The 24048-nt window shown below is 63.4% G+C and carries 19 protein-coding genes and 1 pseudogene; 14 read left to right on the top strand and 6 right to left on the bottom strand.

The features are described from left to right. Window positions 1-305 precede the first annotated feature (305 nt). The 3 genes and pseudogenes from NKI59_RS06865 to NKI59_RS06875 all read right to left on the bottom strand — a co-directional run. Window positions 306-2813, bottom strand: coding sequence for an adenylate/guanylate cyclase domain-containing protein (locus NKI59_RS06865; RefSeq protein WP_352703180.1), 2508 nt, complete (start codon window positions 2811-2813; stop codon window positions 306-308). 42 nt (window positions 2814-2855) lie between these two features. Then, on the bottom strand, window positions 2856-3950 hold the full coding sequence (locus NKI59_RS06870; RefSeq protein WP_352703183.1) for a branched-chain amino acid ABC transporter substrate-binding protein: 1095 nt from the start codon (window positions 3948-3950) through the stop codon (window positions 2856-2858). Between the two features lie 181 nt (window positions 3951-4131). After that, window positions 4132-4538: pseudogene (locus NKI59_RS06875) on the bottom strand (ABC transporter permease subunit); the annotation flags it as partial. A 127-nt stretch (window positions 4539-4665) separates the two neighbouring features. Here NKI59_RS06875 and NKI59_RS06880 point away from each other — a divergent pair. Both NKI59_RS06880 and NKI59_RS06885 read left to right on the top strand, forming a co-directional pair. Beyond that, on the top strand, window positions 4666-5265 hold the full coding sequence (locus NKI59_RS06880) for an ANTAR domain-containing response regulator (protein WP_023676288.1): 600 nt from the start codon (window positions 4666-4668) through the stop codon (window positions 5263-5265). Between the two features lie 2 nt (window positions 5266-5267). After that, window positions 5268-6506 (top strand): CmpA/NrtA family ABC transporter substrate-binding protein, encoded by a 1239-nt coding sequence (locus NKI59_RS06885; RefSeq protein WP_352703185.1) that lies wholly within the window; start codon window positions 5268-5270, stop codon window positions 6504-6506. A gap of 243 nt (window positions 6507-6749) precedes the next feature. Here NKI59_RS06885 and NKI59_RS06890 read toward each other — a convergent pair whose 3' ends face one another. After that, complete coding sequence (locus NKI59_RS06890) at window positions 6750-6878, bottom strand: hypothetical protein (RefSeq protein ID WP_352448433.1); 129 nt, start codon at window positions 6876-6878, stop codon at window positions 6750-6752. On the opposite strand from NKI59_RS06890, the gene NKI59_RS06895 reads away from it, so the two are divergent. The 9 genes from NKI59_RS06895 to NKI59_RS06935 all read left to right on the top strand — a co-directional run bounded on the left by NKI59_RS06895 (window position 6865) and on the right by NKI59_RS06935 (window position 18334). Continuing rightward, window positions 6865-8181 carry a CmpA/NrtA family ABC transporter substrate-binding protein gene (locus tag NKI59_RS06895; RefSeq protein WP_352703187.1) on the top strand — a complete coding sequence of 439 codons (1317 nt, stop codon included), beginning with the start codon at window positions 6865-6867 and terminating at the stop codon, window positions 8179-8181. The genes NKI59_RS06890 and NKI59_RS06895 overlap by 14 nt on opposite strands. A gap of 84 nt (window positions 8182-8265) precedes the next feature. After that, window positions 8266-9162, top strand: a complete 897-nt coding sequence (ntrB, locus tag NKI59_RS06900) for a nitrate ABC transporter permease (RefSeq protein ID WP_352703190.1) — start codon at window positions 8266-8268, stop codon at window positions 9160-9162. Between the two features lie 11 nt (window positions 9163-9173). Further along, the gene (locus NKI59_RS06905) at window positions 9174-9971 is read left to right on the top strand and encodes an ABC transporter ATP-binding protein (protein ID WP_352703192.1); all 798 of its coding nucleotides are present in this window, start codon (window positions 9174-9176) and stop codon (window positions 9969-9971) included. Window positions 9972-10221: 250 nt separating this feature from the next. Continuing rightward, complete coding sequence (locus NKI59_RS06910; protein WP_352703194.1) at window positions 10222-10560, top strand: hypothetical protein; 339 nt, start codon at window positions 10222-10224, stop codon at window positions 10558-10560. 58 nt (window positions 10561-10618) lie between these two features. After that, entirely contained in the window at window positions 10619-11920 is a 1302-nt protein-coding gene (locus NKI59_RS06915) for an MFS transporter (protein WP_352703197.1), read from the top strand. A 19-nt stretch (window positions 11921-11939) separates the two neighbouring features. Further along, window positions 11940-14390 (top strand): nitrite reductase large subunit NirB, encoded by a 2451-nt coding sequence (nirB, locus tag NKI59_RS06920; RefSeq protein ID WP_352703199.1) that lies wholly within the window; start codon window positions 11940-11942, stop codon window positions 14388-14390. Window positions 14391-14456: 66 nt separating this feature from the next. Next, on the top strand, window positions 14457-14786 hold the full coding sequence (nirD, locus tag NKI59_RS06925) for a nitrite reductase small subunit NirD (RefSeq protein WP_023676297.1): 330 nt from the start codon (window positions 14457-14459) through the stop codon (window positions 14784-14786). 3 nt (window positions 14787-14789) lie between these two features. Further along, window positions 14790-17744 (top strand): nitrate reductase, encoded by a 2955-nt coding sequence (locus NKI59_RS06930; RefSeq protein WP_352703201.1) that lies wholly within the window; start codon window positions 14790-14792, stop codon window positions 17742-17744. Window positions 17745-17848: 104 nt separating this feature from the next. Beyond that, entirely contained in the window at window positions 17849-18334 is a 486-nt protein-coding gene (locus NKI59_RS06935) for a hypothetical protein (protein WP_352703204.1), read from the top strand. A gap of 25 nt (window positions 18335-18359) precedes the next feature. Here the strand turns inward: NKI59_RS06935 and NKI59_RS06940 are convergent, their stop codons facing one another. After that, a complete protein-coding gene (locus NKI59_RS06940) occupies window positions 18360-19391 on the bottom strand; it encodes a hydroxyacid dehydrogenase (protein ID WP_352703206.1) in 1032 nt (343 codons plus the stop codon). A 177-nt stretch (window positions 19392-19568) separates the two neighbouring features. Here NKI59_RS06940 and NKI59_RS06945 point away from each other — a divergent pair, with 177 nt between their 5' ends. Continuing rightward, a complete protein-coding gene (locus NKI59_RS06945; protein WP_352703581.1) occupies window positions 19569-21005 on the top strand; it encodes an aldehyde dehydrogenase family protein in 1437 nt (478 codons plus the stop codon). Between the two features lie 36 nt (window positions 21006-21041). Next, on the top strand, window positions 21042-21623 hold the full coding sequence (locus NKI59_RS06950; protein WP_352703208.1) for a DUF1349 domain-containing protein: 582 nt from the start codon (window positions 21042-21044) through the stop codon (window positions 21621-21623). Between the two features lie 37 nt (window positions 21624-21660). Here the strand turns inward: NKI59_RS06950 and NKI59_RS06955 are convergent, their stop codons facing one another. Next, window positions 21661-22413 carry an SDR family NAD(P)-dependent oxidoreductase gene (locus NKI59_RS06955; RefSeq protein ID WP_352703210.1) on the bottom strand — a complete coding sequence of 251 codons (753 nt, stop codon included), beginning with the start codon at window positions 22411-22413 and terminating at the stop codon, window positions 21661-21663. A 328-nt stretch (window positions 22414-22741) separates the two neighbouring features. Between NKI59_RS06955 and NKI59_RS06960 the strand changes: the two genes are divergently transcribed. Continuing rightward, on the top strand, window positions 22742-24013 hold the full coding sequence (locus NKI59_RS06960; protein WP_352703212.1) for an O-antigen ligase family protein: 1272 nt from the start codon (window positions 22742-22744) through the stop codon (window positions 24011-24013). Window positions 24014-24048 lie beyond the last annotated feature (35 nt).

A 24048-nucleotide genomic window follows, 5' to 3' on the forward strand; every position in this document is an offset into this window, starting at 1 on the left:
GAACCGTCAAATCCCCATAGCCGCAAAACCGAAATCTCCACCCCGCGGGTTCCTTCCCTGGAGGCTTCCGGACGCCGGCCTCGAGCCACGCCATCTCAGTAGAGGGCCGGCATCCGAAACCCATCACAGGGAACGAACCTTGCCAGTGATGCCGTGAATGTTAAGTCTCGGCTCCGATGCGGACGTTCCGCCCGAGTTCGAAGACTGACCGCGACCGTTCTGTGGCCTTCGTATCGACAGCGCCAATGAGCGGCGTCCCACATCCTACTCCTTGCGTCCATGGGAGGGTCGTTGTGAACCAAGCCCTACTGCCCGGGCTTGTGGGAAAGCCGATCCAGCGCGTCTCGAAGCGCAGTGGCGGCATCGCCACGCTCGTCAGGGGACATCAGCTCCGGTTCAAGTTCCAACCTGAAGTGCGGCAGCTCGGTTCGAACAGCACGACGAGCGGCCGCCAAATTGGCCTTCAGATCGATGACGCGGTAGGTGGCGACGGGATAGGCGATCCCCTTGACCTGGACTTGCCCCAGTTCCTCACAGTCGATTGCGTCCTTCACTTGCGCAAACGTCTCGTAGGAAATGAGGATGGCCCCCGGCGGCGCCTCTTGCTCCAGGCGCGAGGCGAGATTCACGGCGCCGCCGATTATCGTGTAGTCCATCCGGTCCTCGCTGCCGAAGTTACCGACAGTGCAGTAGTCGGTATGGATGCCGATGCGACAGCGCAGCGGTGTTTCGATCCCCATGTCCCGCCAGACTTCGGCAAGCTCGCTAATCCGCTTTTGCATTGCAAGTGCCATCTGCGCGCAAGCCAGCGCGTCCTCCTTGACGCCGCGAGTCTCGGGATCGCCGAAAAACATCAGGATCGCGTCGCCGACATATTTGTCGATCGTCGCGCCGTGATCCGAAGCAATTTTCGACATTTCCGTCAGATAGTGATTGAGGAGTTGGGTGAGATCCTCGGATTCCATTTTATCAGTGGTCTCGGTAAAGCCGGCGATATCGGAGAAGCATATTGTCAGTTTCTTCCGCTGGCTGGCGATCCTGACCTCCTGGCGGCCGGTGAATATCGAGCGATACACCTGGGGCGCCAGATACTTCGCCAGCTTGCTGGAAAGCGCCTCCAGAACCACGGATTTCTCGGCGAGGTTCTCCTCCCTTTGCTTCAGCTCAGTGATGTCCGAATAGACGGCGACCGTGCCGCCGGCGCTGATCCGCCGCTCGCTGACCATGACCCATCGCCCGTCGCCTCGCCTCTGCACCCAAGGTTCGCCAGGGTTGCGGTGCCGCGAGAGGCGCTCGGCGACCCACTCCTCGACCCGCCCCTCGGCGTCCCTGATGTAGCCGCGCTCAGCGGATCGGCGAATGATTTGCTCGAATGTCGTGCCGGGCGTCAGTTCGCTCTCCAGACCGGTGTAGAGCAATTCGCGGTAGCGGCTGTTGCTGAGGACGAGCCGGTCCTCCCAGTCGTACAGAGCGAATCCTTCGGAGATGCTTTCGATGGCATCGATGAGCCGCTGACGAGCTTCCGCAACGTCGCGCAGGTTCTTTTCCTCGACCTCGACAGCAGTATCCCGGAAGAGTCTCAGCGCTTCGGCCATGCGCCCGATTTCGTCGCTGCCCGCGGCTGGCAGCGGCGCACGAAGATTGCCCCCCGCAATCGCGAGCATGCCTTGGCTCACGGCCCCCAGTCGGGCGAGGAGGCTGCGGTCGACATAGAGCCAGACAACCAGAACCGAACTCAGGAGGCTGAGAAAGGCGGAGCCGAGTACAACCGCGGTGCCGTAGCGCTGGACGAGCGCGGCTTCGCGACCGGACGCAGCGATCTCCTGGTCTGCCGTGGCGACCAGGCGATCGACGCCAGCGGTGAGATTGCGCGACAGTCGATTGTTCTCGGCCAGAAGCCTTTCGCCCTGTGCCAGGACAGCAAACTCGTCCTCCCGCACCTTGGGGATGCTGTCCTCGCCGTCGGTCAAACCCCTGAACTCGTCAACACGCTGCCGGAAGCGGGTCCGCAGCTTTTCGTCGATCTCCGTGGAAACCTTTTCAAGAGCAGTGAGCGAACGGCGTAGCGGAAAAAGGATCAACGCCAGGTCGCCCGGCGTCGGCGCGTTCGCGACCTTCACCAGCGCGTCGTTGACCGCCGAGATCTCCAGCTGCGCCTTCTGCTGGGGAATGTAAGCCGCAATCGCCTGGACCAGGTCGGCCATCGCCGCTGCGCGTCGATCGGGCGACAGCGACGTGTCGGCCGCGACCGCCCGCCATTGCGGGAGCCTGGAATCCATTACTAGGATGCCGGTGGCCACAAGGCGCTGGCTTCCGGTCGTCGTCGCGGCGAGGCGGTTCAGGAGCTCCTCCTTGCGGGCGACCACGTCGAGCCGGGCGACAACAAGAGAGTCGAGCTCCTTCAGGTTGCGCCTCAGAACAATCGCGGCTTCCTCGATCTCGGCCAAAGGCAGTGTGCCCAACGTGGCATTCCGGAGGTCCGTACGCAGGGCCTCGAGGCGGGACATCTCGAGCGCGACGGCAGCCGAGACCTCGCTGTGCTGAGCCCTGCTTGTCGCCGCCAGCACCGATGGCGCGGCAGCAGCGACCCGTTCGGCCTGGCGCGACAGCTGGAGGGAGGCAAGCGCCGACGGCACTCGATCCGTGGTAATTCGGTCCACGACGTCGCCAACCTGGAGGAAGGCATAAAGCGCCGCAGCGGTTGCCAGCACCGCAAGGGCGCTGATCCCGAAAAAGGCGAGCAACAGCCGGCCGCGTATGCCGAGGCGTTCAAGCTCGGCGAGTCGGAACAGTCCGGCCACACTGGTCTGCATCAGACTAGACATCTCAGCCGGCACGCCGGCGATCAGCGAACCCTATTCAACCGGCACGTACTCTCCGCCGCGCCAGACGTACCAAACCCAGCTCTGCTTCGTGAGGTCGCCCTTGTCGTCGAAATCGACCCGGCCGATCACGGTGTCGAATTCCTGTTCGTGCAGTGCCGCAATGACGGCCTTCGGCTCCAGCGAACCTGCCTTCGAGACCGCCTGGGCCCAAACCTGGACCGCGCAGTAGCTCAACAGCGTGTAGCCCGCGGGTTCGAAATTCTCCGCACGGAACTGCTCAACGACCGCGGCCGCTTCGGGGCTTCGCCTCGCGTCCGCCGGGAACGTGAAGAGGGTCCCCTCCGCCGCGGGGCCGGCGATCAGGGCAAATTCCTCGGTCGCCAAAGCATCTCCGGATATGAGCTGAACCGTGTAGCCACTGTCGTGTGCAGCGCGAGCGATCAGCGCAACCTCGGCATGATACCCACCCACATATAGGGCGGAGACGCCGGCGGTCTGCAACGTAGCGACCTCGGCCGAATAATCGTCCTTCCCGGGAATGTATGCGTCGTAAACGGCCTCAGTCACGCCCCGCTTGTTCAGCTGCTTCCTGGTCTCGTCGGCGAGACCCTTCCCATAGGTCGAATTGTCGTGGAGGATCGCAATCTTCTTGTTGCCCCAGCGATCGGCAAGGTAGTTGCCGGCGATGAAACCTTGCGCATCGTCGCGGCCAATGGTGCGAAAGACATTGGCACGGCCCTGTTCGGTCAGCTGCGGATTGGTCGAGCCTGGGGATATCTCAACGACGCCCGCCTCCTCGTACACTTTTGATGCGGGGATCGAGGCCCCGGAGCAATAATGCCCGACGACGAGCACGACCCCGTCAGCCACCAGCTTCTTGGCGGCCGCCACAGCTTGCTCGGGATCGCAGAAGTCGTCGACCGAGATGAGCCTCACCTTCTGGCCGAGCACGCCGCCCGCCGTGTTGACGTCGGCCACTGCCATCTCCGCGCCGCGCTGTCCCTGCTCGCCGATCCAGGCGAGCCGTCCCGTCATCGCAGCCGAGACGCCGATCAGCACCTCAGCCCGCGCGGAGCTGAACACGGCCGCGAGAACTAAGATCGCTATGGCGATGATGCGGTGCATGTGTGCACCCCCTTAACTGTAGCTTACGCCAATCCCGTCAAAGCCGACAGCCCCTTCGGCAAGCGCGACTGTCTCGGGCTGCTATTGCAGCGCACACCCAATTTGGCGAAGCAAGCATACACTGGAATGGCGTGTCATAACTTCGTTCGCCGAGGTCGGAATCGCGCGCCAAATCCGAACGTTACCACTGACCGGAGTGAGCGTCGTGATCCCCCGCCTCAGCTTCCCTCCATCTCTCCTCCACAATCCGCAAATAAGCCGCCGTCACAAACAGCACGATCAGCCCAAACAAGATCCGCCGCGCCCCTTCGGGCATCTGCAGGATGGTCAGCAGCGTCGTCAGCACGGTGAGGATCAGCGCCCCGATGATGGTGCCGGTGCAGCTGCCGCGGCCGCCGAAGATCGAGGTGCCGCCGACAACGGCGGCGGCCACCCAAGGCAGCACCAGCGGGTCGGCGAGCGACGGCCTTGATCAGGCCGATGTAGTGCAGTGCCGACGAGCACGCTCGAGATAACGTAGAGCGCCGTGATCACCTGCCAGTAGCGGGCGCCGGACAGGCGTGTTGCCCGTTCGTTGTCGCCGACCGCCCCAGCACCACCGCTGCGACGCTGGCCGTCGCTTCCAATTCCTCAGGCGGCGCCTGGACGCCGGCTTTGTTTCCGTGAATCTCGCGATGCCGCATTGCACAATCATCTCGCCTGCGCAAAATGCGGCATGATCCGCAAATCCCTCACTGTCCTGGTGATCGATGAGAACCACATCCGCGCTTCGATAATCGAAGCGGGATTGCGGGAGGCTGGGCATCAGCAGGTCACGGTCATCCACGACGTCGCCGGCATCGCGCGACGGATCGCCGAGATCGAACCCGACGTGATCGTCATCGATCTCGAAAATCCCAACCGAGACATGCTCGAAAACATGTTCCAGCTTTCGCGCGTGGTGAAGCGGCCGATCGCCATGTTCGTCGACCGCTCGGATCAGGCTTCGATCGAAGCTGCGGTGGAAGCGGGGGTATCAGCCTATGTCGTCGACGGCTTGCGCCAGGAGCGGGTCAAGCCGATCCTCGACATGGCGATCAGCCGCTTCAACGCCTTCTCGCGCATGGCGCGCGAACTGGAAGAAGCCCGCAGCGAGTTGGAGAGCCGCAAGGTGATCGATCGCGCCAAGGGCATCCTGATGAAGTCGCGCGGCCTGTCGGAGGACGCGGCCTACACGCTGCTGCGCAAGACCGCCATGAACCAGAACCGCAAGATCGCCGAGATCGCCCAGAGCCTGGTAACGGCGGCAGGCCTGCTGGATCCCGAGGAGAGTTGAGAATGGCGGCCGAGCACCGGATCAATGCTGGCTTCATGCCGCTCTTCGACAGCGCTGTCCTTGTCGCGGCGAAGGAAATCGGCTTCGCCCTGCGTGAAGGCATCGACCTGACGCTCAACAGGGAAACATCCTGGGCCAACATCCGCGACCGCATCGCCATCGGCCATTTCGATCTGGCGCATATGCTGGGGCCGATGCCGATCGCCTGCAATCTGGGGCTGACGCCGCTCGCCTCCGATACGGTCGTGCCGTTCTCGCTCGGCCTCGGCGGCAATTGCGTGACGGTTTCGAACGCGGTCTGGGCCGGCATGGCCGCGCACGGCGCCCAACCCGATCTCGATCCGGCGCGGGCCGGCAAGGCGTTGGGAGCGCTGATTCGTGAACGGGCGAATGGCGGCGGCGATCCGCTTCGCTTCGCCGTCGTCCATCCGCACTCCGGTCACAATTACGAATTGCGCTACTGGCTCGCCGCCTGTGGCATCGACCCGTCGCGTGAAATCGAGATCGTCATCGTGCCGCCCCCCTTCATGGCCGACGCACTCGCCGCTGGCAGGATCGACGGCTACTGCGTCGGCGAACCCTGGAACAGCGCCTCGGTCGTCGCGGGCACCGGCCATATCGCGACGGTCAAGGCGGCCATCTGGAAGACCAGCCCCGAGAAAGTCGTCGGCGTGCGCAAGGCATGGGCGGAAAGAGAGCCGGAGGCGCTTTCGGCCCTGCTGCGCGCGCTGCATCATGCGGCGCGCTGGTGCCAGGATCCGGCAAACCGCGGCGAACTCGCGGCCCTGATGGCGCAGCCGGCCTTCCTCGGGCTTGAGCCGGCGCTGCAGATGCCGATCCTCAGCGGCCATCTTGGGCTCGGCGGCGGCGCCGAACTCACCGTCGGCGACTTCTTTCTGTCCTTCAGCAAGGCGGCGAACTTCCCGTGGAAGAGCCATGCGCTGTGGTTTTACACGCAGATGGTGCGCTGGGGGCATGTCGCGCACACGCCGGAAAACCTCGCTATTGCCCGCGACTGCTACCGCCCCGATCTCTACCGCTCGGCGTTGAAGCCGCTCGGCGTGGCGCTTCCCGGTGCCAATGCCAAGGTCGAGGGCGCGCTGAAGGCCGCGACTCCGGTCGGTTCGGCGGGGGCAAGCCTGGTGCTCGGTCCCGATGGTTTCTTCGATGGCCAGATCTTCGATCCCGACGAGATCGACGCCTACATTGCCGGCCAGAAATTGGCGCGCGCCGAAGTCTGATCATTTCGGCGGCATTCTTGTGCGCTGCACAAAAAATGTGCGTGCAACTGCGCTAATGAACAATCTTTGGCTTGCTCGCCCAGCGGGCCGGCGCGCCGACGATTTTGGCATGTCATTGATCTCGTTGACATTTGTCATCCATTCCGAAACTGGCACGGTTCCTGCGTTGCAATAGGCAGACTCTTCTCGGGTCACGGAATAGGCGTCCAATGGCGGGCGCTACAGGCAACGCTGCCGCTCAGGTCAACACGCGATCCCGGATGGACGGACGCGCGCGGCCTGGCCGGCGGCTTTTTTGTTTTGGTCGAACACGCAATCGACGGCGCCGATCCCAAGCCGCGCCCAACCGGAGATGACGATGACGAAAAGCACCAATAGCCATTCCGCCCAAACGGCGATCAGCCGCCGCGATTTCCTGAGGATCAGCGCGGCCACCGCGGCAACGCTGGCTGCGGCGCGTGCGCTGCTGCCCTCCGGCGCCTATGCGGCGCCCGCCGCGCCGGAAGTCACCGGCGCCAAGCTCGGCTTCATAGCGCTGACCGATGCGGCGCCGCTGATGATTGCCAAGGAGAAAGGCCTGTTCGAGAAATTCGGCATGCCCGACGTCGAGGTGCTCAAGCAGGCCTCCTGGGGGGCGACGCGCGATAATCTGGTGCTCGGCGGCGAAGCCAACGGCATTGACGGCGCCCATATCCTGACGCCGATGCCTTATCTGATGCACACCGGCAAGGTGACGCAAAACAAGCAGCCGCTGCCGATGGCGATCGTGGCCCGGCTCAACTACGACTGCCAGGGCATTTCTGTCGCCCAGGAATATGCCGGCACCAGTGTCGGCCTCGACGCCTCCAAGCTGAAGGACGCCTTCGCTGCGAAAAAGGCCGCAGGCAAGGAGGTGAAGGCCGCCATGACCTTCCCGGGCGGCACGCACGATCTTTGGCTGCGCTACTGGCTGGCTGCCGGCGGCATCGATCCCGACAAGGACGTCTCGACCATCGTCGTGCCGCCGCCGCAGATGGTCGCCAACATGAAGGTCGGCAACATGGACGTGTTCTGTGTCGGCGAGCCGTGGAACGAGCAGCTCGTCCACCAGGGCGTCGGCTTCACCGCCGCCACCACCGGCGAACTGTGGAAGGGCCATCCGGAAAAGGCGCTCGGCCTGCGCGCCGCCTTCATCGACAAGTATCCGAACGCCACCAAGGCGATCCTGATGGCCGTCATGGAAGCCCAGCAATGGTGCGAAGCCAAGGAAAACAAGGACGAGATGGCCGCCATCATCGGCAAGCGGCAATGGATGAACGTGCCGACCGCCGACATCATCGGCCGCCTCAAGGGCGACATCAATTACGGCAATGGCCGCGTCGCCAACGGCACCGATCTCTACATGAAGTTCTGGCAGGGCGGCGTGTCCTATCCCTTCAAGAGCCACGACAGCTGGTTCCTCGCCGAAAATATCCGCTGGGGCAAGTTCGCGCCGACCACCGACATCAAAGCACTGGTCGGCCAAGTCAACCGTGAGGATCTGTGGCGCGAGGCGGCCAAGGATCTTGGTGTCGCCGCGGCCGATATTCCGGCGTCTTCATCGCGCGGCGTCGAGACCTTCTTCGACGGCAAGATCTTCGACCCGGAGAACCCGTCCGCCTATCTCGACAGCCTGAAGATCAAGGCATCGGCCTGAACGGTGCAAACGGCGCTCGCGCCGTTTGTCGCCACAAGCGCAACGGCGCCGCTTGTCGCCAAATGCCAAAGGAACGTTCGAGAAATGTCTATCCAAGCCATCGAGGACCGCAAGGTGAAGCCGTTCCCCGCGCCTGCCAAGCCCGCCGAAATCATCGCCTTCACCGCCAGGGCGCGGCGCCGCTTCGACCCGGCCGCGATCGCACGCAAGCTGGCCAGCACGCTGGTGCCGCCGGTCATCGTCATCACCATTATGCTCGTCGTCTGGCAGGTCGCCTGTTCGTCGCCGACGGCCAGCCTACCGCCGCCAAGCCAGGTTTGGAACGAGGCCTATGACCTGATCGCCCATCCGTTCTTCAACAATGGCCCGCAGGATATCGGACTCGCCTGGCGGGTGCTGATCTCGCTGCAGCGCGTCGCCATCGGCTTTGGCCTTGCGGCTGTCGTCGGCGTCGCGCTCGGCGCGTTGGTTGGCCAGTCGATCTGGGCGATGCGCGGTCTCGATCCGGTGTTCCAGATCCTGCGCACAGTACCGCCGCTCGCCTGGCTGCCGCTGTCACTGGCGGCGTTCCGCGACTCCAGCCCGTCGGCGATCTTCGTCATCTTCATCACCTCGATCTGGCCGGTGATCATCAACACCGCCGTCGGCGTCCGTAACATTCCAGAGGACTATCGCAACGTCTCCCGCATCCTCAGGCTCAACCAGCTCGAATTCTTCGTGAAGATCATGGTGCCGGCCGCGGCACCTTACATCTTCACCGGCCTGCGCATCGGCATCGGTCTGTCGTGGCTGGCCATCGTCGCCGCCGAAATGCTAACCGGCGGCGTCGGTATCGGCTTCTTCATCTGGGATGCCTGGAATTCGTCGCGGCTGCCCGACATCATCGTCGCACTCGCCTATATCGGCGTCACCGGTTTCTGCCTCGACCGCCTGGTCGCGGCGGTCGGCGCCTTCGTCACCCGCGGCACAACGGCAAAGTGAGGAGAGGGACGATGACGGCCTATCTGAAACTCGACCACATCGACAAATCCTTCGCCCGCGGCAGCCAGGTCAGCGACGTGCTGAAGGACATCCGGCTGACCATCGACAAGGGCGAATTCGTCTCGATCATCGGCCATTCCGGCTGCGGCAAGTCGACCTTGCTCAACCTGATCGCCGGCCTGACCAAGGTCTCGGCCGGCGCGGTTCTGCTCGAAGACAAGGAGGTCGATAGTCCCGGCCCGGAACGCGCCGTGGTGTTCCAGAACCACAGCCTGCTGCCATGGCTCACCGTCTACGAAAACATCAATTTGGCAGTCACGAAGGTCCTTGGCCGGAGCAAGAGCCGGGCCGAGCGGCATGAATGGATCATGCGCAATCTCGATCTCGTGCAGATGGCGCATGCCAAGGACAAACGTCCGGCCGAGATTTCGGGCGGCATGAAGCAGCGCGTCGGCATCGCCCGGGCGCTGGCCATGGAGCCGAAGATCCTGCTGCTCGACGAGCCCTTCGGGGCGCTCGACGCGCTCACCCGCGCGCATCTGCAGGACGCGGTGATGGATATCCATTCGAGGCTCGGCTCGACGACGATCATGATCACCCATGATGTCGACGAGGCGGTGCTGTTGTCCGACCGCATCGTGATGATGACCAACGGCCCGGCGGCCACCATCGGCGAGGTTCTTGCCGTGCCGCTGGCCCGGCCGCGCCGGCGCATCGAGCTTTCCTCCGACCGCACCTTCCTGCGCTGCCGCGAGGCGGTGCTGAAATTCCTCTACGAACGCCACCGCTTCGTCGACGCCGCGGAGTAAGGCCATAATTGGAAACTCGTCATCATCATTGGCAATCTGCATCGGCAATGAGCAATCTACCGCATTGCACAAATATTATGCTGCTGTGCAAGGCATTCTGACTAATCTTTGATCCGCTGCCGAGCTTGGTCAAGAGTCGCGCGGCTGCGGTTCACATTGGTTTCATTCGATAATTAAGAGCGCTGTCGAATTGGCACGCTTCCTGCTTTTCAAAATGTAGGTCCGCAAGGGCCAAGTGACACGGCGTCCAATGGCGGGCGCCACAGGCAAAGCTGCCGCTCAGGTCCACACGCGCTCCCGGAAGCCCGGACGCGAAGACCTGGCCGGCGGCTTTTTTGTTTTGATGCAATCGACGGCGCTGGTCCCAAGCGGCGCCCAACCGGAGACGACGATGACGAAACGGATCGGAACTGGCGCGTCCCTCGCGGACTTCACGCGCCGCGATTTTCTGGCCGTCAGCGCGCTGCCGGCGGCGCTGTTCACCGCCGCGCTCCTCCTCTTTCCCGCCGGCGCCAAGACTGACGGCAAAGGTCTCGAAGTGACCGCGCAAAGGTCGGTTTCAATCAGTTCGCCGATGCTGCGCCGCTGACAGTCGCGAACGAACAGACAAGGGCGGTGCCTCCCACGCCGCAAACCGGAGCCAGAAAATGACCGCAAATCTCCCAGCCGCGCCCAGCCAGGACAGCGCTCCCCGGCAGGCGCTTGCCATGTCCACCATCGCCTTCACCGTCTGCTTCGCGGTGTGGACGATCTTTTCAATCATCGGCGTGCGCATAAAGCAGGAGCTGGGGCTGAACGAGACGGAGTTCGGCCTGCTCGTCGGCACGCCGATCCTCACCGGCTCGCTCGTGCGTATGGTGCTCGGTGTCTGGACCGACCGTTTTGGCGGACGGCTGGTATACACCGCGACCATGCTTGCGGCGGCGATCGCGACCTTTCTGCTCGCTTTTGCGCACACCTACGGGCAGATGCTGGTTGCCGCACTAGGCGTTGGGCTCGCCGGCGGTTCCTTCGCCGTCGGTGTCGCCTATGTCTCGCGCTTCTTCCCGGCCGGCAAGCAGGGTACGGCGCTTGGCATTTTCGGTGTCGGCAATGTCGGCGCCGCGGTCACCAAGTTCCTGGCACCGTTCGTGCTTCTCTCCTGGGGCTGGCAGTCGGTCGCGCTGATCTGGGCGGCAGCACTCGTCGTCATGGCCGCCGTCTTCTGGTTCACGACCGGCGACGATCCGGTCATCCGCGAGCGCCGCGCCGGCAAGGCAGCGCCCGCGAGAAGCTTCTTGCAGGAATTCGCGCCGCTCAAGAACCTGCAGGTCTGGCGCTTCGCCTTCTATTATTTCTTCGCCTTCGGTGCATTCGTGGCGCTCTCGCTGTGGCTGCCCCGCTACCTGATCGGCGTCTACGGCTTCGGGCTTGCGACCGCCGGCATGATCGGGGCGGCCTATTCAATTCCGGCAAGTATTTTCCGCGCCTATGGCGGCGTGCTTTCCGACCGGATCGGCGCCCGCACCGTGCTCTACTGCACCTTCGCTGTCAGTGCCGTCGCGACTCTCGTTCTGTCTCTCCCCTCGGCAGATTACGTCGTGCGCGGTGTCAGCGGGCCGATCGCCTTCCATTTCGAGGTCGGCCCGCTCGCCTTCATAGCCGTTGCCTGTGTGCTCGGCTTCTTCATGAGCCTTGGCAAGGCTGCCGTCTACAAGCACATCCCGGCTTACTATCCGCAGAGTGTCGGCGCGGTCGGCGGCGTTGTCGGCATGATTGGCGGGCTCGGCGGCTTTATCCTGCCAATCGTCTTCGGCGCGCTCAACGACCTCACCGGCGTCTGGTCGAGCTGCTTCATGCTGCTCTTCGTCATCGTCGCCACCTGCTTTGCCTGGATGCATTTTTCCATCCGGCGGATGGAGCGCACGGCGTCTGACGAAGCTTCAGGCCTTTCCTACGCGGCTGAGTGAGACCGGAGTGGATCAGGACATGACCGAGAAACTCGTTATCATTGGCAACGGCATGGCCCCCGGGCGCATGCTGGAGCACCTCCTGGAAAACGCGCCTGGGCGCTACCAGGTCACCATCTTCAACGCCGAGCCGCGCGTGAACTACGACCGCATCATGCTCTCGCCGGTTCTGTCGGGCGAAAAGGCCTATGAGGAGATCATCATCCATGGCGACGGCTGGTACATCAAGCACGGCATCACCCTCTACAAGGGCCACAAGATCGTCGCCATCGACCGGCAGGCAAAGACCGTCACCTCCGATCATGGCGTGACCGAGCCCTACGACAAGCTCGTCATCGCCACCGGCTCGGTGCCGTATATCATTCCGGTGCCAGGCCATGATCTGCCCGGCGTGCTCACGTATCGCGATCTCGACGACGTCCAGGCGATGATGCTTGCCGCCCAGTCGCGGGCCAAGGCGGTGGTCATCGGCGGCGGCCTGCTCGGCCTGGAAGCGGCTGCGGGTCTGAACGCGCAAGGCATGGACGTCACCGTGCTGCACGTCATGCCGACGCTGATGGAGCGTCAGCTCGATCCGGCCGCCGGATATCTCCTGCAGCGCGCCGTCGAGCAGCGCGGCATCAAGGTCATCACCAAGGCCAACACCCAGGCGATCACCGGCAACGGCAAGGTCGAGCGGGTGGAGCTTGCCGACGGCACAGTCATTCCCGCAACGCTCGTCGTCATGGCGGTGGGCATCAGGCCCAATGCGGCGCTGGCGAAGGAAGCCGGCATTGCGGTCAATCGCGGCATCGTCGTCGACGCCGGCATGCGCAGCAACGATCCCGATATCTACGCAATCGGCGAATGCGCCGAGGTCAACGGCCAGGTCTACGGGCTGGTCGCGCCGCTCTACGAGATGGCGCGCGTCGCCGCCAGCCATCTGGCCGGCAATGAGGCGGCGGCTTTCGTCCACATGGACACGCCGACCAAGCTCAAGGTCACCGGCATCGAGCTGTTCTCGCTCGGCGACTTCGCCGAGGGCGATGACCGCCAGGAGATCGTGCTGCGCGATGCCGCGGCCGGCGTCTACAAGCGCCTGGTACTCAAGGACGACCGCATCATCGGCACCGTGCTCTATGGCGAGACGGCGGACGGCGCCTGGTTCAACGACCTCAAGAAAAAGCAGACCGACATATCCGAGATGCGCGATACGCTCATCTTCGGCCAGTCCTACCAGGGAGGCGCCCCCCTGGACCCTATGGCGGCCGTTGCAGCCTTGCCGGATGATGCGGAAATCTGCGGCTGCAACGGCGTATGTAAGGGAAAGATCACCGGCGCGATTACGGCCAGGGGCCTGACCTCGCTCGACGACGTGCGCGCCCACACCAAGGCGTCGGCCTCCTGCGGCTCCTGCACTGGGCTGGTCGAAAAGCTGATGGTGCTGACCATCGGCGACAAATACAACCCCGCGGCGGTCCAGCCGATGTGCAGCTGCACCGCGCTTGGCCATGACGAGGTCCGCCGGCTGATCAAGGCCAAGGGCTTGAAGACCATTCCCGCCGTCATGCAGGAACTGGAGTGGAAGACCTCCTGCGGCTGCGCCAAATGCCGGCCGGCGCTCAACTATTATCTTGTCTGCGACTGGCCCGACGAATACGCCGACGATTACCAGTCGCGCTTCATCAACGAGCGCGTCCACGCCAACATCCAGAAGGACGGCACCTATTCGGTGGTGCCGCGCATGTGGGGCGGCGTCACCAACGCCGCCGAATTGCGCGCCATCGCCGACGTCGTCGACAAGTTCGAGATCCCGATGGTCAAGGTCACCGGCGGCCAGCGCATCGACATGCTCGGCATCCGCAAGGAAGACCTGCCGGCGGTATGGGCCGATCTCGGCCAGGCCGGCTTCGTCTCCGGCCACGCCTATGCCAAAGGACTGCGCACGGTGAAGACCTGTGTCGGGTCGGACTGGTGCCGCTTCGGCACGCAGGATTCGACCGGCTTGGGCATCCGTATCGAAAAATTCATGTGGGGCTCGTGGACCCCGGCCAAGGTCAAGATGGCGGTGTCGGGCTGTCCGCGAAACTGTGCCGAGGCGACCTGCAAGGATGTCGGCGTGATCTGCGTCGATAGCGGCTACGAGATCCATTTCGCCGGCGCCGCCGGTCTCGACATCAAGGGCACCGAAGTGCTCGGCCTGGTCAAGACCGAGGACGAGGCGCTGGAGCATATTGTGGCGTTAACGCAGATGTATCGCGAGCAGGGCCGCTATCTCGAGCGTATCTACAAATGGGCCAAGCGCGTCGGCATAGCTGAGATCAAGCGTCAGATCATGGACGATGGCGAGAAGCGCAAAGCCTATTTCGACCGCTTCGTCTTTTCGCAGAAATTCGCCCAGGTCGACCCATGGTCGGAACGTGCTTCCGGCAAGGACAAGCATGAATTCCGGCCGATGGCTTCGGTCGGCTTTGCCCAGGCGGCGGAGTAGGCGCGTGTTCCCGAAAAGTGGAATGCAGTTTTCGGACAAGAGCACGCGCAAAAGAGGAATGGCCACATGAATTGGGTATCGATCGGCACGCTCTCGGACATTCCGCGTCGCGGCGCGCGCTGCGTCGCCACGCCGGAAGGAAAGATCGCCGTCTTTCGCACGGCCGACGATCAGGTCTTTGCCATCGACGACCATTGCCCGCACAAAGGTGGGCCGCTCAGCCAGGGCATCGTCCATGGCACGGCGGTGACCTGTCCCTTGCACAATTGGGTGATCTCGCTGGAGACAGGCAAGGCGCTCGGCGCGGACGAGGGCGCGGTGCGCACCATTGCCGTGCGGATCGACGGCGAGCGGCTGTTCATTGCGCTGGAAGCGCTGGCCAGCCGCGCGGCGTGAACCATGCAGATTGATGAAGCGCGCGAGGTGAGGACCACCTGCCCCTATTGCGGGGTGGGTTGCGGCGTGCTGGCGAAGGTCGCCGCGGACGGTGAAATAACCGTTCGCGGCGACCCGGACCACCCGGCGAATTTCGGCCGGCTCTGCTCCAAAGGCTCGGCGCTGGCTGAGACCATCGACCTCGACGGCAGGTTGCTATACCCGGAGATCCACGGTCGCCGCACTGACTGGGACGAAGCGCTCGACCTTGTCGCTTCGACCTTCTCGCAAACCATTGCCGAACTCGGCCCCGGCTCGGTCGCCTTTTATGTTTCCGGCCAGTTGCTGACCGAGGACTATTACGTCGCCAACAAGCTGATGAAAGGCTTTATCGGCTCGGCCAATATCGACACCAATTCGCGTCTGTGCATGGCCTCGTCGGTCGCCGGCCACCGCCGCGCCTTTGGCTCGGACACCGTTCCGGGAAATTACGAGGATCTGGAACTTGCCGACCTGATCGTGCTGGTCGGCTCCAATCTCGCCTGGTGCCATCCGGTACTCTACCAGCGCATTGCCGCCGCCCGGGAAAAGCGGCCCGAGATGAAGGTGGTGCTGATCGACCCTCGCCGCACCATGACCTCAGACATCGCCGACATGCATCTGGCGATCGCGCCCGATGGCGACGTCGCTTTGTTCACCGGGCTGCTCGCCTATCTCGGCCAGCACAACGCGCTGGACCGCACCTATATCACGGCACACACGACCGGCTTCGGGCAAGCGCTTTTCGCCGCCTCGGCGCTCGATCTTGCCGGCATCGCGGCTGCCACGGGTCTCAGTGAGGACGAACTGGCCCGCTTCTACAGCCTGTTTGCCGCGACGGCGAAGACGGTGACCGTCTACAGCCAAGGCGTGAACCAGTCGTCTTCGGGCACCGACAAGGTCAACGCCATCATCAACTGCCATCTGGCCACCGGCCGCATAGGCAAGCCCGGCGCCGGGCCGTTCTCGGTGACCGGCCAGCCCAACGCCATGGGCGGCCGTGAGGTCGGCGGCATGGCCAACATGCTGGCCGCCCACATGGAGATCGAAAACCCCGAGCACCGCGAACGCGTGCAGCGCTTCTGGAATGCCCCAACCGTCGCCGAAAAACCCGGCCTGAAAGCGGTCGAGATGTTCCAAGCGGTGGCCGACGGACGCATCAAGGCGCTGTGGATCATGGCCACCAACCCGGTCGATTCGATGCCGGACGCCGATGCCGTCGAGGCGGCGATCAGGGCCTGCCCGTTTGTTGTGGTCTCGGACGTGCTGGGCGAGACCGACACGGTCCGCCACGCCCATGTCCGGCTGCCGGCCACCGCATGGGGCGAAAAGGATGGCACCGTCACCAATTCGGAGCGCCGCATCTCGCGCCAGCGGGCTTTTTTGGCCAGGCCCGGCGAGGCAAGGCCAGATTGGTGGATCATCGCTGAAGTCGCCAAGCGGATGGGCTTCGGCGAGGCTTTTTCGCATGTGTCGCCGGCCGACATCTTCGCCGAGCACGCGGCGCTGTCGACATTCGAGAATGATGGCGTTCGCGATTTTGATATAGGCGCGTATGGCGATATCGGTGCAGAGGCCTATGAGGATCTTCTGCCGTTCCAATGGCCAGCGCCGGCCTCACCCTCCCCCTTGAGGGGAGGGTCGGCACGCGCGTTGAGCAAAGCGAAACAAGCGGGACGGGGTGGGGTCGGTGGTGAAGTCTCGACCTCTCCGGGTCGCCCCACCGAGGTGGAGGCCGTCGCAGATGACCCCCTCTGGCCTGCCGGCCATCTCCCCCTCAAGGGGGGAGATCAGCCTGCTGCTCGGCTATCGCCAGTCTCCCAGGTTGATGAGTGGGCGCAGCCGGCAAAGCCGCCAATCTCCCCCCTTGAGGGGGAGATGGCCGGCAGGCCAGAGGGGGGTGTTCAGGCTGGACATAGCTCAGCCAGCATCCGCTTCTTCGCCAATGGCGGCTTCTACACGCCCGACGGCAAGGCGCGCTTCATTGCCATCCGCCCAGCCGCACAAACCCGCACCAACCCGGACTACCCGCTCGTCCTCAACACCGGGCGCGTCCGCGACCATTGGCACACCATGACGCGGACTGGCAAAAGCCCGCGCCTGTCGCAGCACATGGCCGAACCGTTTGTCGAAATCCACCCGGCGGATGCGCAGCACTATGGTATCGGCGATGCCGACATCGTGCGCGTCTCGACTGGCCATGGCGAGGTGCTGGTCCGCGCGCTGGTGACGGTGCGCCAACGCCAAGGCTCTGTATTCGTTCCGATGCACTGGACCGATCAGATCTCCGCCCGCGCGCGTGTCGATGCCCTGGTCCCGCCGACGACCGATGCGATTTCAGGTCAGCCGGCCTCGAAGAACGTTGCCGCCCGCATCCAGCGGTTCGCCGCCACTGCCTTCGGCTTCGCCGTGCTTGCCGAACGGCCCGCCTCGATCGACGCCGATTACTGGAGCCTCGCCCGCTGCCCCGCCGGCTGGCGGCTTGAAATTGCGCTGCAGGACAGCCGTGACTGGACCGGGTTTGCCGCCTCCCTGTTAGGCATGGAAGGGGAGACGCTCGCCTATCACGACATCGCCGGCGGGCACCATCGCTTCGCCCGTTTCGCAGGCAATCGGCTGGTCGGCGCGCTCTATCTGGCGCCTACCCCGGTGGCGGTGTCGCGCGGCTGGGCGGTCGAACAACTTGGTGCTGACCATGCCGATCGGCAGGCGCGGTTGGCGATTGTCGCCGGGCGGCCGGCCGGCAACAGCGTCGACCGCGGTGCCATCGTCTGCGCCTGTTTCGGGGTCGGTGCCAACCAGATCGCGGAAGCGGTACGCGGCGGCTGTACCAGCGTCGCGGCAATCGGCGCCGTCCTTCACGCCGGCACCAATTGCGGCTCTTGCCGCGCCGAGATCAAGACCATTATCGACGGGCGGCGTTTACAAGCTGCGGAGTGAATGCGCCGAGAAACTCTGCCGTGCCGCTACATGATGCTTACCAGCAATTTACAAACCATGGGCTACCAACGTTCTGACGTCGATTCGCTCGGAACGGGAACCCCATGAGCAAAGCCCTGACCTCATTCGCGCTTGCCGCCGTGCTGACGGCCTTGCTGATGGCGCTCAGCCTGATAGTGGCCAGGCATGGCTATCCCTATGGCGCGATCGGCGCCAAGCGCTTGAGCGACGTCGCCGATGCGGGGACGTTCATTCCGCTCGCGGCGATCTATTTTTTCAGCGCACTGCTGATGATGGTTCTGCCGATCAGGCTCGCTGGCATCGTCCTGACACATGCCGCCGATGCGATCTTCTGGACGGTCATCGTGTTGTTTGCGCTCATCGTTGGATGTCTCGCCGCGAGATTTGCTTTCGGTCAGCGCGATGTGCTCTCCGCACTGCTGAACTGGCGCTTCCTGTTTGTCGCAGCCGTCGTCGGATGCCATCTGTTCATCAACGAGCTGCGCCGCAACATCTTGTTGAGAAGCCTGTTCTTCGTCGTCTTCGCCGCAGCGACACTGGCCTGCCTGTTTTGGTCCTTCACCGTCTGAGCATGTGCGACCGTCGGCAGGCGGCTTAATTCTTGTCGACCGGCTTCGAACGCATTCGCGAAACGGTCTCACGCTCGGCCCGCTTCGAACGCATCGGCGGCAGGCCGCGGTCGATCAGGTCCATGTCTTCCAGCACCATGTCGCCCATCCGCTTGAAGGCGATGTCAAGCGCGCCGGCCCGGTGGGCGGAGCGCAGGAACCCCGGCAATGTACGGACCGGGTAATCCTGGGCCAGAGGCTCCTCAGGAAAAACATCGCTGGCGGCGACGATATGGCCGCTGCGGACGGCGTCCATCAGTGCCGGGAAATCGACCACGCCGGCTCGGCTGAGCAGGATGAAAGCGGCTCCCTTGCGCATCCTGGCAAACGCCTCGGCACCAAGGAAACCCTGGTTTTCGCTGGTCACCGAAGCGACGACGAAGATGAAATCGCTGTTCGACAGAATGTCGTCGAGAGAGGCCGGCTCGACGCCGTTTTCGATCAGGATCGACGGCGGCAGCCACGGGTCGAAGACTTTTGTCCGCGTGCGAAAGCCTGACAGCAGCCGGTTGAGTGCACGGCCAAGATCGCCGAAGCCGATAATGCCGACATCCGAACCGGAAAGAAGCCGCGCCGTCCGGTTGCCGTCGCCGCCCCACAGCTCCTTGCCCTGACGAAATGCGAGATCGGCGTCGACGATGCCGCGGGCGAGGTTGAGCGCCATGGCAAGGCCGAGCTCGGCCACCGGTTCGGCAAACACCAGCCCGGTGGTGACGACATGGATGCCGCGTGAAAACAGCGTCTCATACGGCATGTTGTTGATGAGGTTGCTCTCGACATTGAAGATGCAGCGCAGCGCCTTCATTTTTTCCAGTGTCTCCGGCGCGATCGGCGGCTGGCCGACGATGTAGCTCGCCTCGGCAAGGATATCGGCCGGCAGCATCGCCACCCCTTCGGGCGATGTTTCGACGATGCGGTATTTCGATCGAAATTTCGCCAGCGCAGCCGGCGTGAAGATCAGGTCGAGCGTGCGCGGTTCGGGTGCGCTGATCACCAGCGGCAAGGCGCTGTCGGACATGATACTTCACCTCCCGTGCGATCCGCGTCGCACCACACTAGAATCGTCTTTTCCCGCCCCCGACACCTATCACATGCCTGTCGAGAAGGAGAAGTTTGCCTTCTTCGGCCTTGCGGTGCGGCGGTCGGTGGTCCAGATAGACGGCGATCGAAGGACGACAAGGACGACAGCAACATGATCCCGTTTCGAAAGAACCTCATCGATGGCGAGTGGGTAGGCGATGCCGGCTCCCGCAACATCAACCCGTCCAATCTCGACGACGTGGTCGGCGAATATGCATCGGGGGGCGCGGAGCATGCTCGGCAGGCCATCGCGGCAGCGAAAGCGGCATTTCCGGCATGGTCTCGATCGGGCCTGCTGGCACGCCATGCGGTGCTGAGGAAGACGTCGGACGAGATCACCGCGCGGAAAGATGAAATAGGCCGGGCGTTGGCGCGCGAAGAAGGCAAGACGCTGGTCGAGGGCATCGGCGAGACTGTGCGGGCCGCCCAGATATTCGATTTTTTCGCCGGCGAGACGTTGCGCCTGTCGGGCGAGCTGGTGCCGAGCGTGCGGCCCGGCGTCGGCGTCGAGATCACCCGCGAAGCGGTCGGAGTCGTCGGCATCATCACGCCGTGGAATTTCCCGATCGCCATCCCGGCTTGGAAAATCGCTCCGGCGCTGGCTTACGGCAACACCATCGTCTTCAAGCCGGCGGAACTCGTTCCGGAGAGCGCCTGGACCATTGTCGACATCCTGCACCGCGCCGGCCTGCCCAAGGGCGTGCTCAACCTGGTCATGGGCAAAGGTTCGGTGGTCGGCCAGGCGATGCTCGATAGCCCCGACCTCAACGCCATCACCTTCACCGGGTCGGTCGGCACCGGCAAGCGCGTCGCCGCCGCCAGTGTCGAGCACATGCGCAAGTTCCAACTCGAAATGGGCGGCAAGAACCCGCTTGTCATGCTCGACGATGCCGACCTTGCCGTGGCCGTCGACTGCGCCATCAACGGTGCCTACTTCTCGACCGGCCAGCGCTGCACGGCGTCGTCCCGGCTGGTGGTGACGGACGGCATCCACGACCGCTTCGTCGAGGCGCTCAAGGACCGCATGGCCAAGCTGGTCGTCGGCGATGCTCTCGATGCGAAGACCCAGATCGGACCGGTTGTCGACCAGAGCCAGTTGAAACAGGACGAAGACTATATCGCCATCGGCCGTCAGGAAGGCGCGGACCTTGCCTTCGGCGGCGAGCGGCTCGATCGCGAAACCCGCGGCTTCTATTTGCAGCCTGCGCTGTTCACCGAAACCACCAACGCCATGCGCATCTCGCGCGAGGAGATTTTCGGCCCGGTCGCCAACGTCATCCGCGTCAAGGATTATGACGAGGCGCTGGCGGTGGCCAACGACACGCCGTTCGGGCTGACGTCCGGCATCTGCACCTCGAGCCTCAAGCATGCCACGCACTTCAAGCGCAATTCGGAAGCCGGCATGGTCATGGTCAATCTGCCGACGGCGGGCGTCGACTTCCACGTGCCTTTCGGCGGGCGCAAGGGATCGAGCTACGGCCCGCGCGAGCAGGGCCGCTATGCCGCAGAGTTCTACACCACGGTGAAAACCGCTTACACGTTTGCCGGCTAAGAAAAGGCGGCAGACCAGCCAGGCAGCGAGCAGTCGATGGCATCTGAGAATACGGACCTGACCTGGCTCAATCCGCCGCCGCACCACGCCTTCGGCAACAATACGGTGCATGTACGGACCGGCGAGGAGACCGACTTCTGGCGCGAGACGTTCTACGGCTTCTGGCGCGACAATGGCCATTTCCTCTATCGTGAGGTCGACGGCGATTTCAGCGCCGAAGTCACGGTCAAGGGGCACTATGAGGTGCTTTACGATCAGGCCGGGCTTATGGTCCGCCTGAGCGAGACTCACTGGATCAAGGCCGGCATCGAATACACCGACGGGCTGATGTATTTTTCCGTCGTCGTCACCAACGATGCCTCCGACTGGTCGCTGGCCAGCATTCCGGCCGATCCGGACGGGGTCAGGATCCGCCTGACCCGCCATGCCGAGACGATCCGCGTCCAGTATCGCGACGCATCTGACAAGCACTGGAAACCGGTGCGGCTTGCCTATTTTCCCCCGTCGAAAACGGTCGATGTCGGCATGATGTGCTGTTCGCCGCAGCGCGAGGGTTTCGAAGTGACATTCAGCGACTTTTCGATCGGCCCGCCGATCTCGCGGGAGCTTCACGACTGAGGCGCCGCGTCCGGGAGCCGCTTGCCTTACCGCTCGCTCAGTAGGTCGCCCGGCCGCCGGAGACGTCGAAGACCGCAGCCGTCGTGAACGAGCATTCCTCGGACGCGATCCAGCAAATCAGCGCCGCTACCTCCTCTACCTCGCCAAACCGCGCCATCGGTATTTTGGACAGCATGAAGTCGATGTGTTGCTGGCTCATCTGCTGGAAGATCGCGGTGCGCACGGCCGCCGGCGTGACGCAGTTCACCGTTACTTTGGTCTTGGCCAGTTCCTTGCCGAGCGATTTGGTCATGCCGATCACCGCCGCCTTGGCGGTGCTGTAGGCCGAGGCGTTCGGGTTACCTTCCTTGCCGGCAATCGAGGCGATGTTGATGATCCTGCCGTAATTGCGTTCGAGCATATGCGGGACCAGCGCCTTGTTGCAGAAGAAGACGCCGTTGATGTTGATGTCGATGACCCGGCGCCAATCCTCGACGGAATACTCCCAGGTCGTCATGTTCGGTCCGGTGATGGCAGCGCTGGTGACAAGGATATCGACCGCGCCAAGCCCTTCGATCGTCTCTCCGGCGGCGGCTTCGACCGCTATGGGGTCGGCGACGTCTAAGGTGACGCTGTGCAGGCCTGGAACAATGGCCTTGGCCTGCTCGATCTGGGCGGCATCGCGATCCCAGACCGAAACACGCCCGCCTTCGTCAGTGATCCTTTGCGCGACGGCCAGGCCGATGCCTGAGGCGCCGCCGGTGATAACAGCAGATCGTCCGGCAAATCGTCCCGCGAAACTCATCGGCATGTGGTCTTCCTCCCAATGGGCGGCGAATGTGAAGTCAACGGCGGACAAGTTCAAGCGCGGACTTGCAACCTCAGAACAGCTTATGATGGGCCAGCACCGGTCAATTGTACGGCACTGCCTTCTGGCCAAATCGTCTCGCCCGGTATGGAGAGAACGGCTGGAACGACGCGCCCGGTTGGCATCCGGGTGACAGGCGGCGCCGGATGGGTTATATTGCACTGCACAATGCGAGCGCCTGCAGGCGAGGCTCCCATCGATCCGACGAATCGGCCCACGAGCGGCCCATGAAATCGGCATTGAGCTGCAAGGACGGAAAACCGCTATCGAGATGAAGATTCCAAAATCTCTGTTGATCGATCCGGACAAGAACACGGTCTATGGCAGCTTTGCCGTTGCCGTCTCGATCTGGGCGTTCTCCTACTCGACCATTTTCGGCCAGGCCATGATCCTGGCTTATTATGCGGTCTGGCTACCGCTCATCCTGGTCGACTATCGCAAGATATTAAGGCACGCTTCCAGCGCCTGGCTTCCGCTGGCCTTTGCAACCTATGTCTGCTTCTCGGTGTTCTGGTCGGCGGCTCCCGGCACCACGGCAAGAACGGCCGTCCAATATTGCTCCCATATCGCCTGCGCCTACATTGCCGCGCGCACCGTCAGCGTCCGGACCTTGACCATAGGCGCCCTGATCGGGATTTTCGTCGTCCTGCTCTACTCGCTCAAGGTCGCAAGTTATTCCTACGACGTTCTCGACGGGACATACAATTTCGTCGGCGCTTTCAGCTCCAAGAACCAGATCGGCTTTGTCGCATCGCTCGGCATCTATTTCTGCGTTGTCTACCTGGCCTTTCTCAGGCGCGGACGCATAAGCTTTTTGTTGATTGTACCGATCGTCCTTCTGTCGGGCTATCTGCTGGTGGTGTCGCATTCGGCCACTTCGATGGCGTCGACCCCCGCGGTTCTCGCTCTGGTCGCCCTGCTTTCCATCGGCAAGCTGCTTTCGCTCCGCCATCGCCGGGTGATTTTCATAATCGGTGCGGGCGGGCTGGTCGCCTGCACCGTGATTGCGCTGAATCTCGGGCTGATGGACTTTGTCCTTGGCCTTTTCGGCAAGGATTCGACGCTCACCGGACGAACCTACCTCTGGCAACAGGGCTGGAATGCCGCGCAGCAATCGCCCATCCTCGGCGTCGGCTACGCGGCTTATTGGGTGCAGGGCTTCTCCGAGGCCGAGCGGCTGTGGAACGAATTCTATATCGCCGCGCGAAGCGGCTTCCACTTCCACAACACCTACATCGAGACCTTGGTGGAACTCGGCTTCGTCGGCGCGACACTGCTTTCGCTGATCATCCTGCGCACGCTCTGGGGCCACGTCTCGGCGCTGATATTCAGGACATGGCAAGCCGAGTCCGTGATTCTTGCCGGCGTCATGGTGCTTCTGTTCATCCGATCCTTCGTCGAGGTCGAGACCCTCAATCCCTACATCATGGGATCGTTTCTGCTGTACTACAGCTACTTCAAGCTGCTGAGGGTGCCGGCCGTCGCTCCTTCCCGGTGGAGCGCCGTGAACCATCTAGAGGAACCGGACGCCGTGCGAGGCTAGAGCGGGCGGATCCAGGCGGTTCGTTGCCCGAAGGC

The sequence above is a fragment of the Mesorhizobium sp. M0598 genome (assembly GCF_040320865.1).
In the GTDB taxonomy this organism is placed as follows: Bacteria; Pseudomonadota; Alphaproteobacteria; order Rhizobiales; family Rhizobiaceae; genus Mesorhizobium.

What these genes read in the sequence shown, in the direction of transcription:
- NKI59_RS06865 (WP_352703180.1), bottom strand. Translation starts at nt 2,813, where the DNA reads ATGCAGACCAGTGTGGCCGGACTGTTCCGACTCGCCGAGCTTGAACGC.
- NKI59_RS06870 (WP_352703183.1), bottom strand. Translation starts at nt 3,950, where the DNA reads ATGCACCGCATCATCGCCATAGCGATCTTAGTTCTCGCGGCCGTGTTC.
- NKI59_RS06880 (WP_023676288.1), top strand. Translation starts at nt 4,666, where the DNA reads ATGATCCGCAAATCCCTCACTGTCCTGGTGATCGATGAGAACCACATC.
- NKI59_RS06885 (WP_352703185.1), top strand. Translation starts at nt 5,268, where the DNA reads ATGGCGGCCGAGCACCGGATCAATGCTGGCTTCATGCCGCTCTTCGAC.
- NKI59_RS06895 (WP_352703187.1), top strand. Translation starts at nt 6,865, where the DNA reads ATGACGAAAAGCACCAATAGCCATTCCGCCCAAACGGCGATCAGCCGC.
- ntrB (WP_352703190.1), top strand. Translation starts at nt 8,266, where the DNA reads ATGTCTATCCAAGCCATCGAGGACCGCAAGGTGAAGCCGTTCCCCGCG.
- NKI59_RS06905 (WP_352703192.1), top strand. Translation starts at nt 9,174, where the DNA reads ATGACGGCCTATCTGAAACTCGACCACATCGACAAATCCTTCGCCCGC.
- NKI59_RS06910 (WP_352703194.1), top strand. Translation starts at nt 10,222, where the DNA reads ATGGCGGGCGCCACAGGCAAAGCTGCCGCTCAGGTCCACACGCGCTCC.
- NKI59_RS06915 (WP_352703197.1), top strand. Translation starts at nt 10,619, where the DNA reads ATGACCGCAAATCTCCCAGCCGCGCCCAGCCAGGACAGCGCTCCCCGG.
- nirB (WP_352703199.1), top strand. Translation starts at nt 11,940, where the DNA reads ATGACCGAGAAACTCGTTATCATTGGCAACGGCATGGCCCCCGGGCGC.
- nirD (WP_023676297.1), top strand. Translation starts at nt 14,457, where the DNA reads ATGAATTGGGTATCGATCGGCACGCTCTCGGACATTCCGCGTCGCGGC.
- NKI59_RS06930 (WP_352703201.1), top strand. Translation starts at nt 14,790, where the DNA reads ATGCAGATTGATGAAGCGCGCGAGGTGAGGACCACCTGCCCCTATTGC.
- NKI59_RS06935 (WP_352703204.1), top strand. Translation starts at nt 17,849, where the DNA reads ATGAGCAAAGCCCTGACCTCATTCGCGCTTGCCGCCGTGCTGACGGCC.
- NKI59_RS06940 (WP_352703206.1), bottom strand. Translation starts at nt 19,391, where the DNA reads ATGTCCGACAGCGCCTTGCCGCTGGTGATCAGCGCACCCGAACCGCGC.
- NKI59_RS06950 (WP_352703208.1), top strand. Translation starts at nt 21,042, where the DNA reads ATGGCATCTGAGAATACGGACCTGACCTGGCTCAATCCGCCGCCGCAC.
- NKI59_RS06955 (WP_352703210.1), bottom strand. Translation starts at nt 22,413, where the DNA reads ATGCCGATGAGTTTCGCGGGACGATTTGCCGGACGATCTGCTGTTATC.
- NKI59_RS06960 (WP_352703212.1), top strand. Translation starts at nt 22,742, where the DNA reads ATGAAGATTCCAAAATCTCTGTTGATCGATCCGGACAAGAACACGGTC.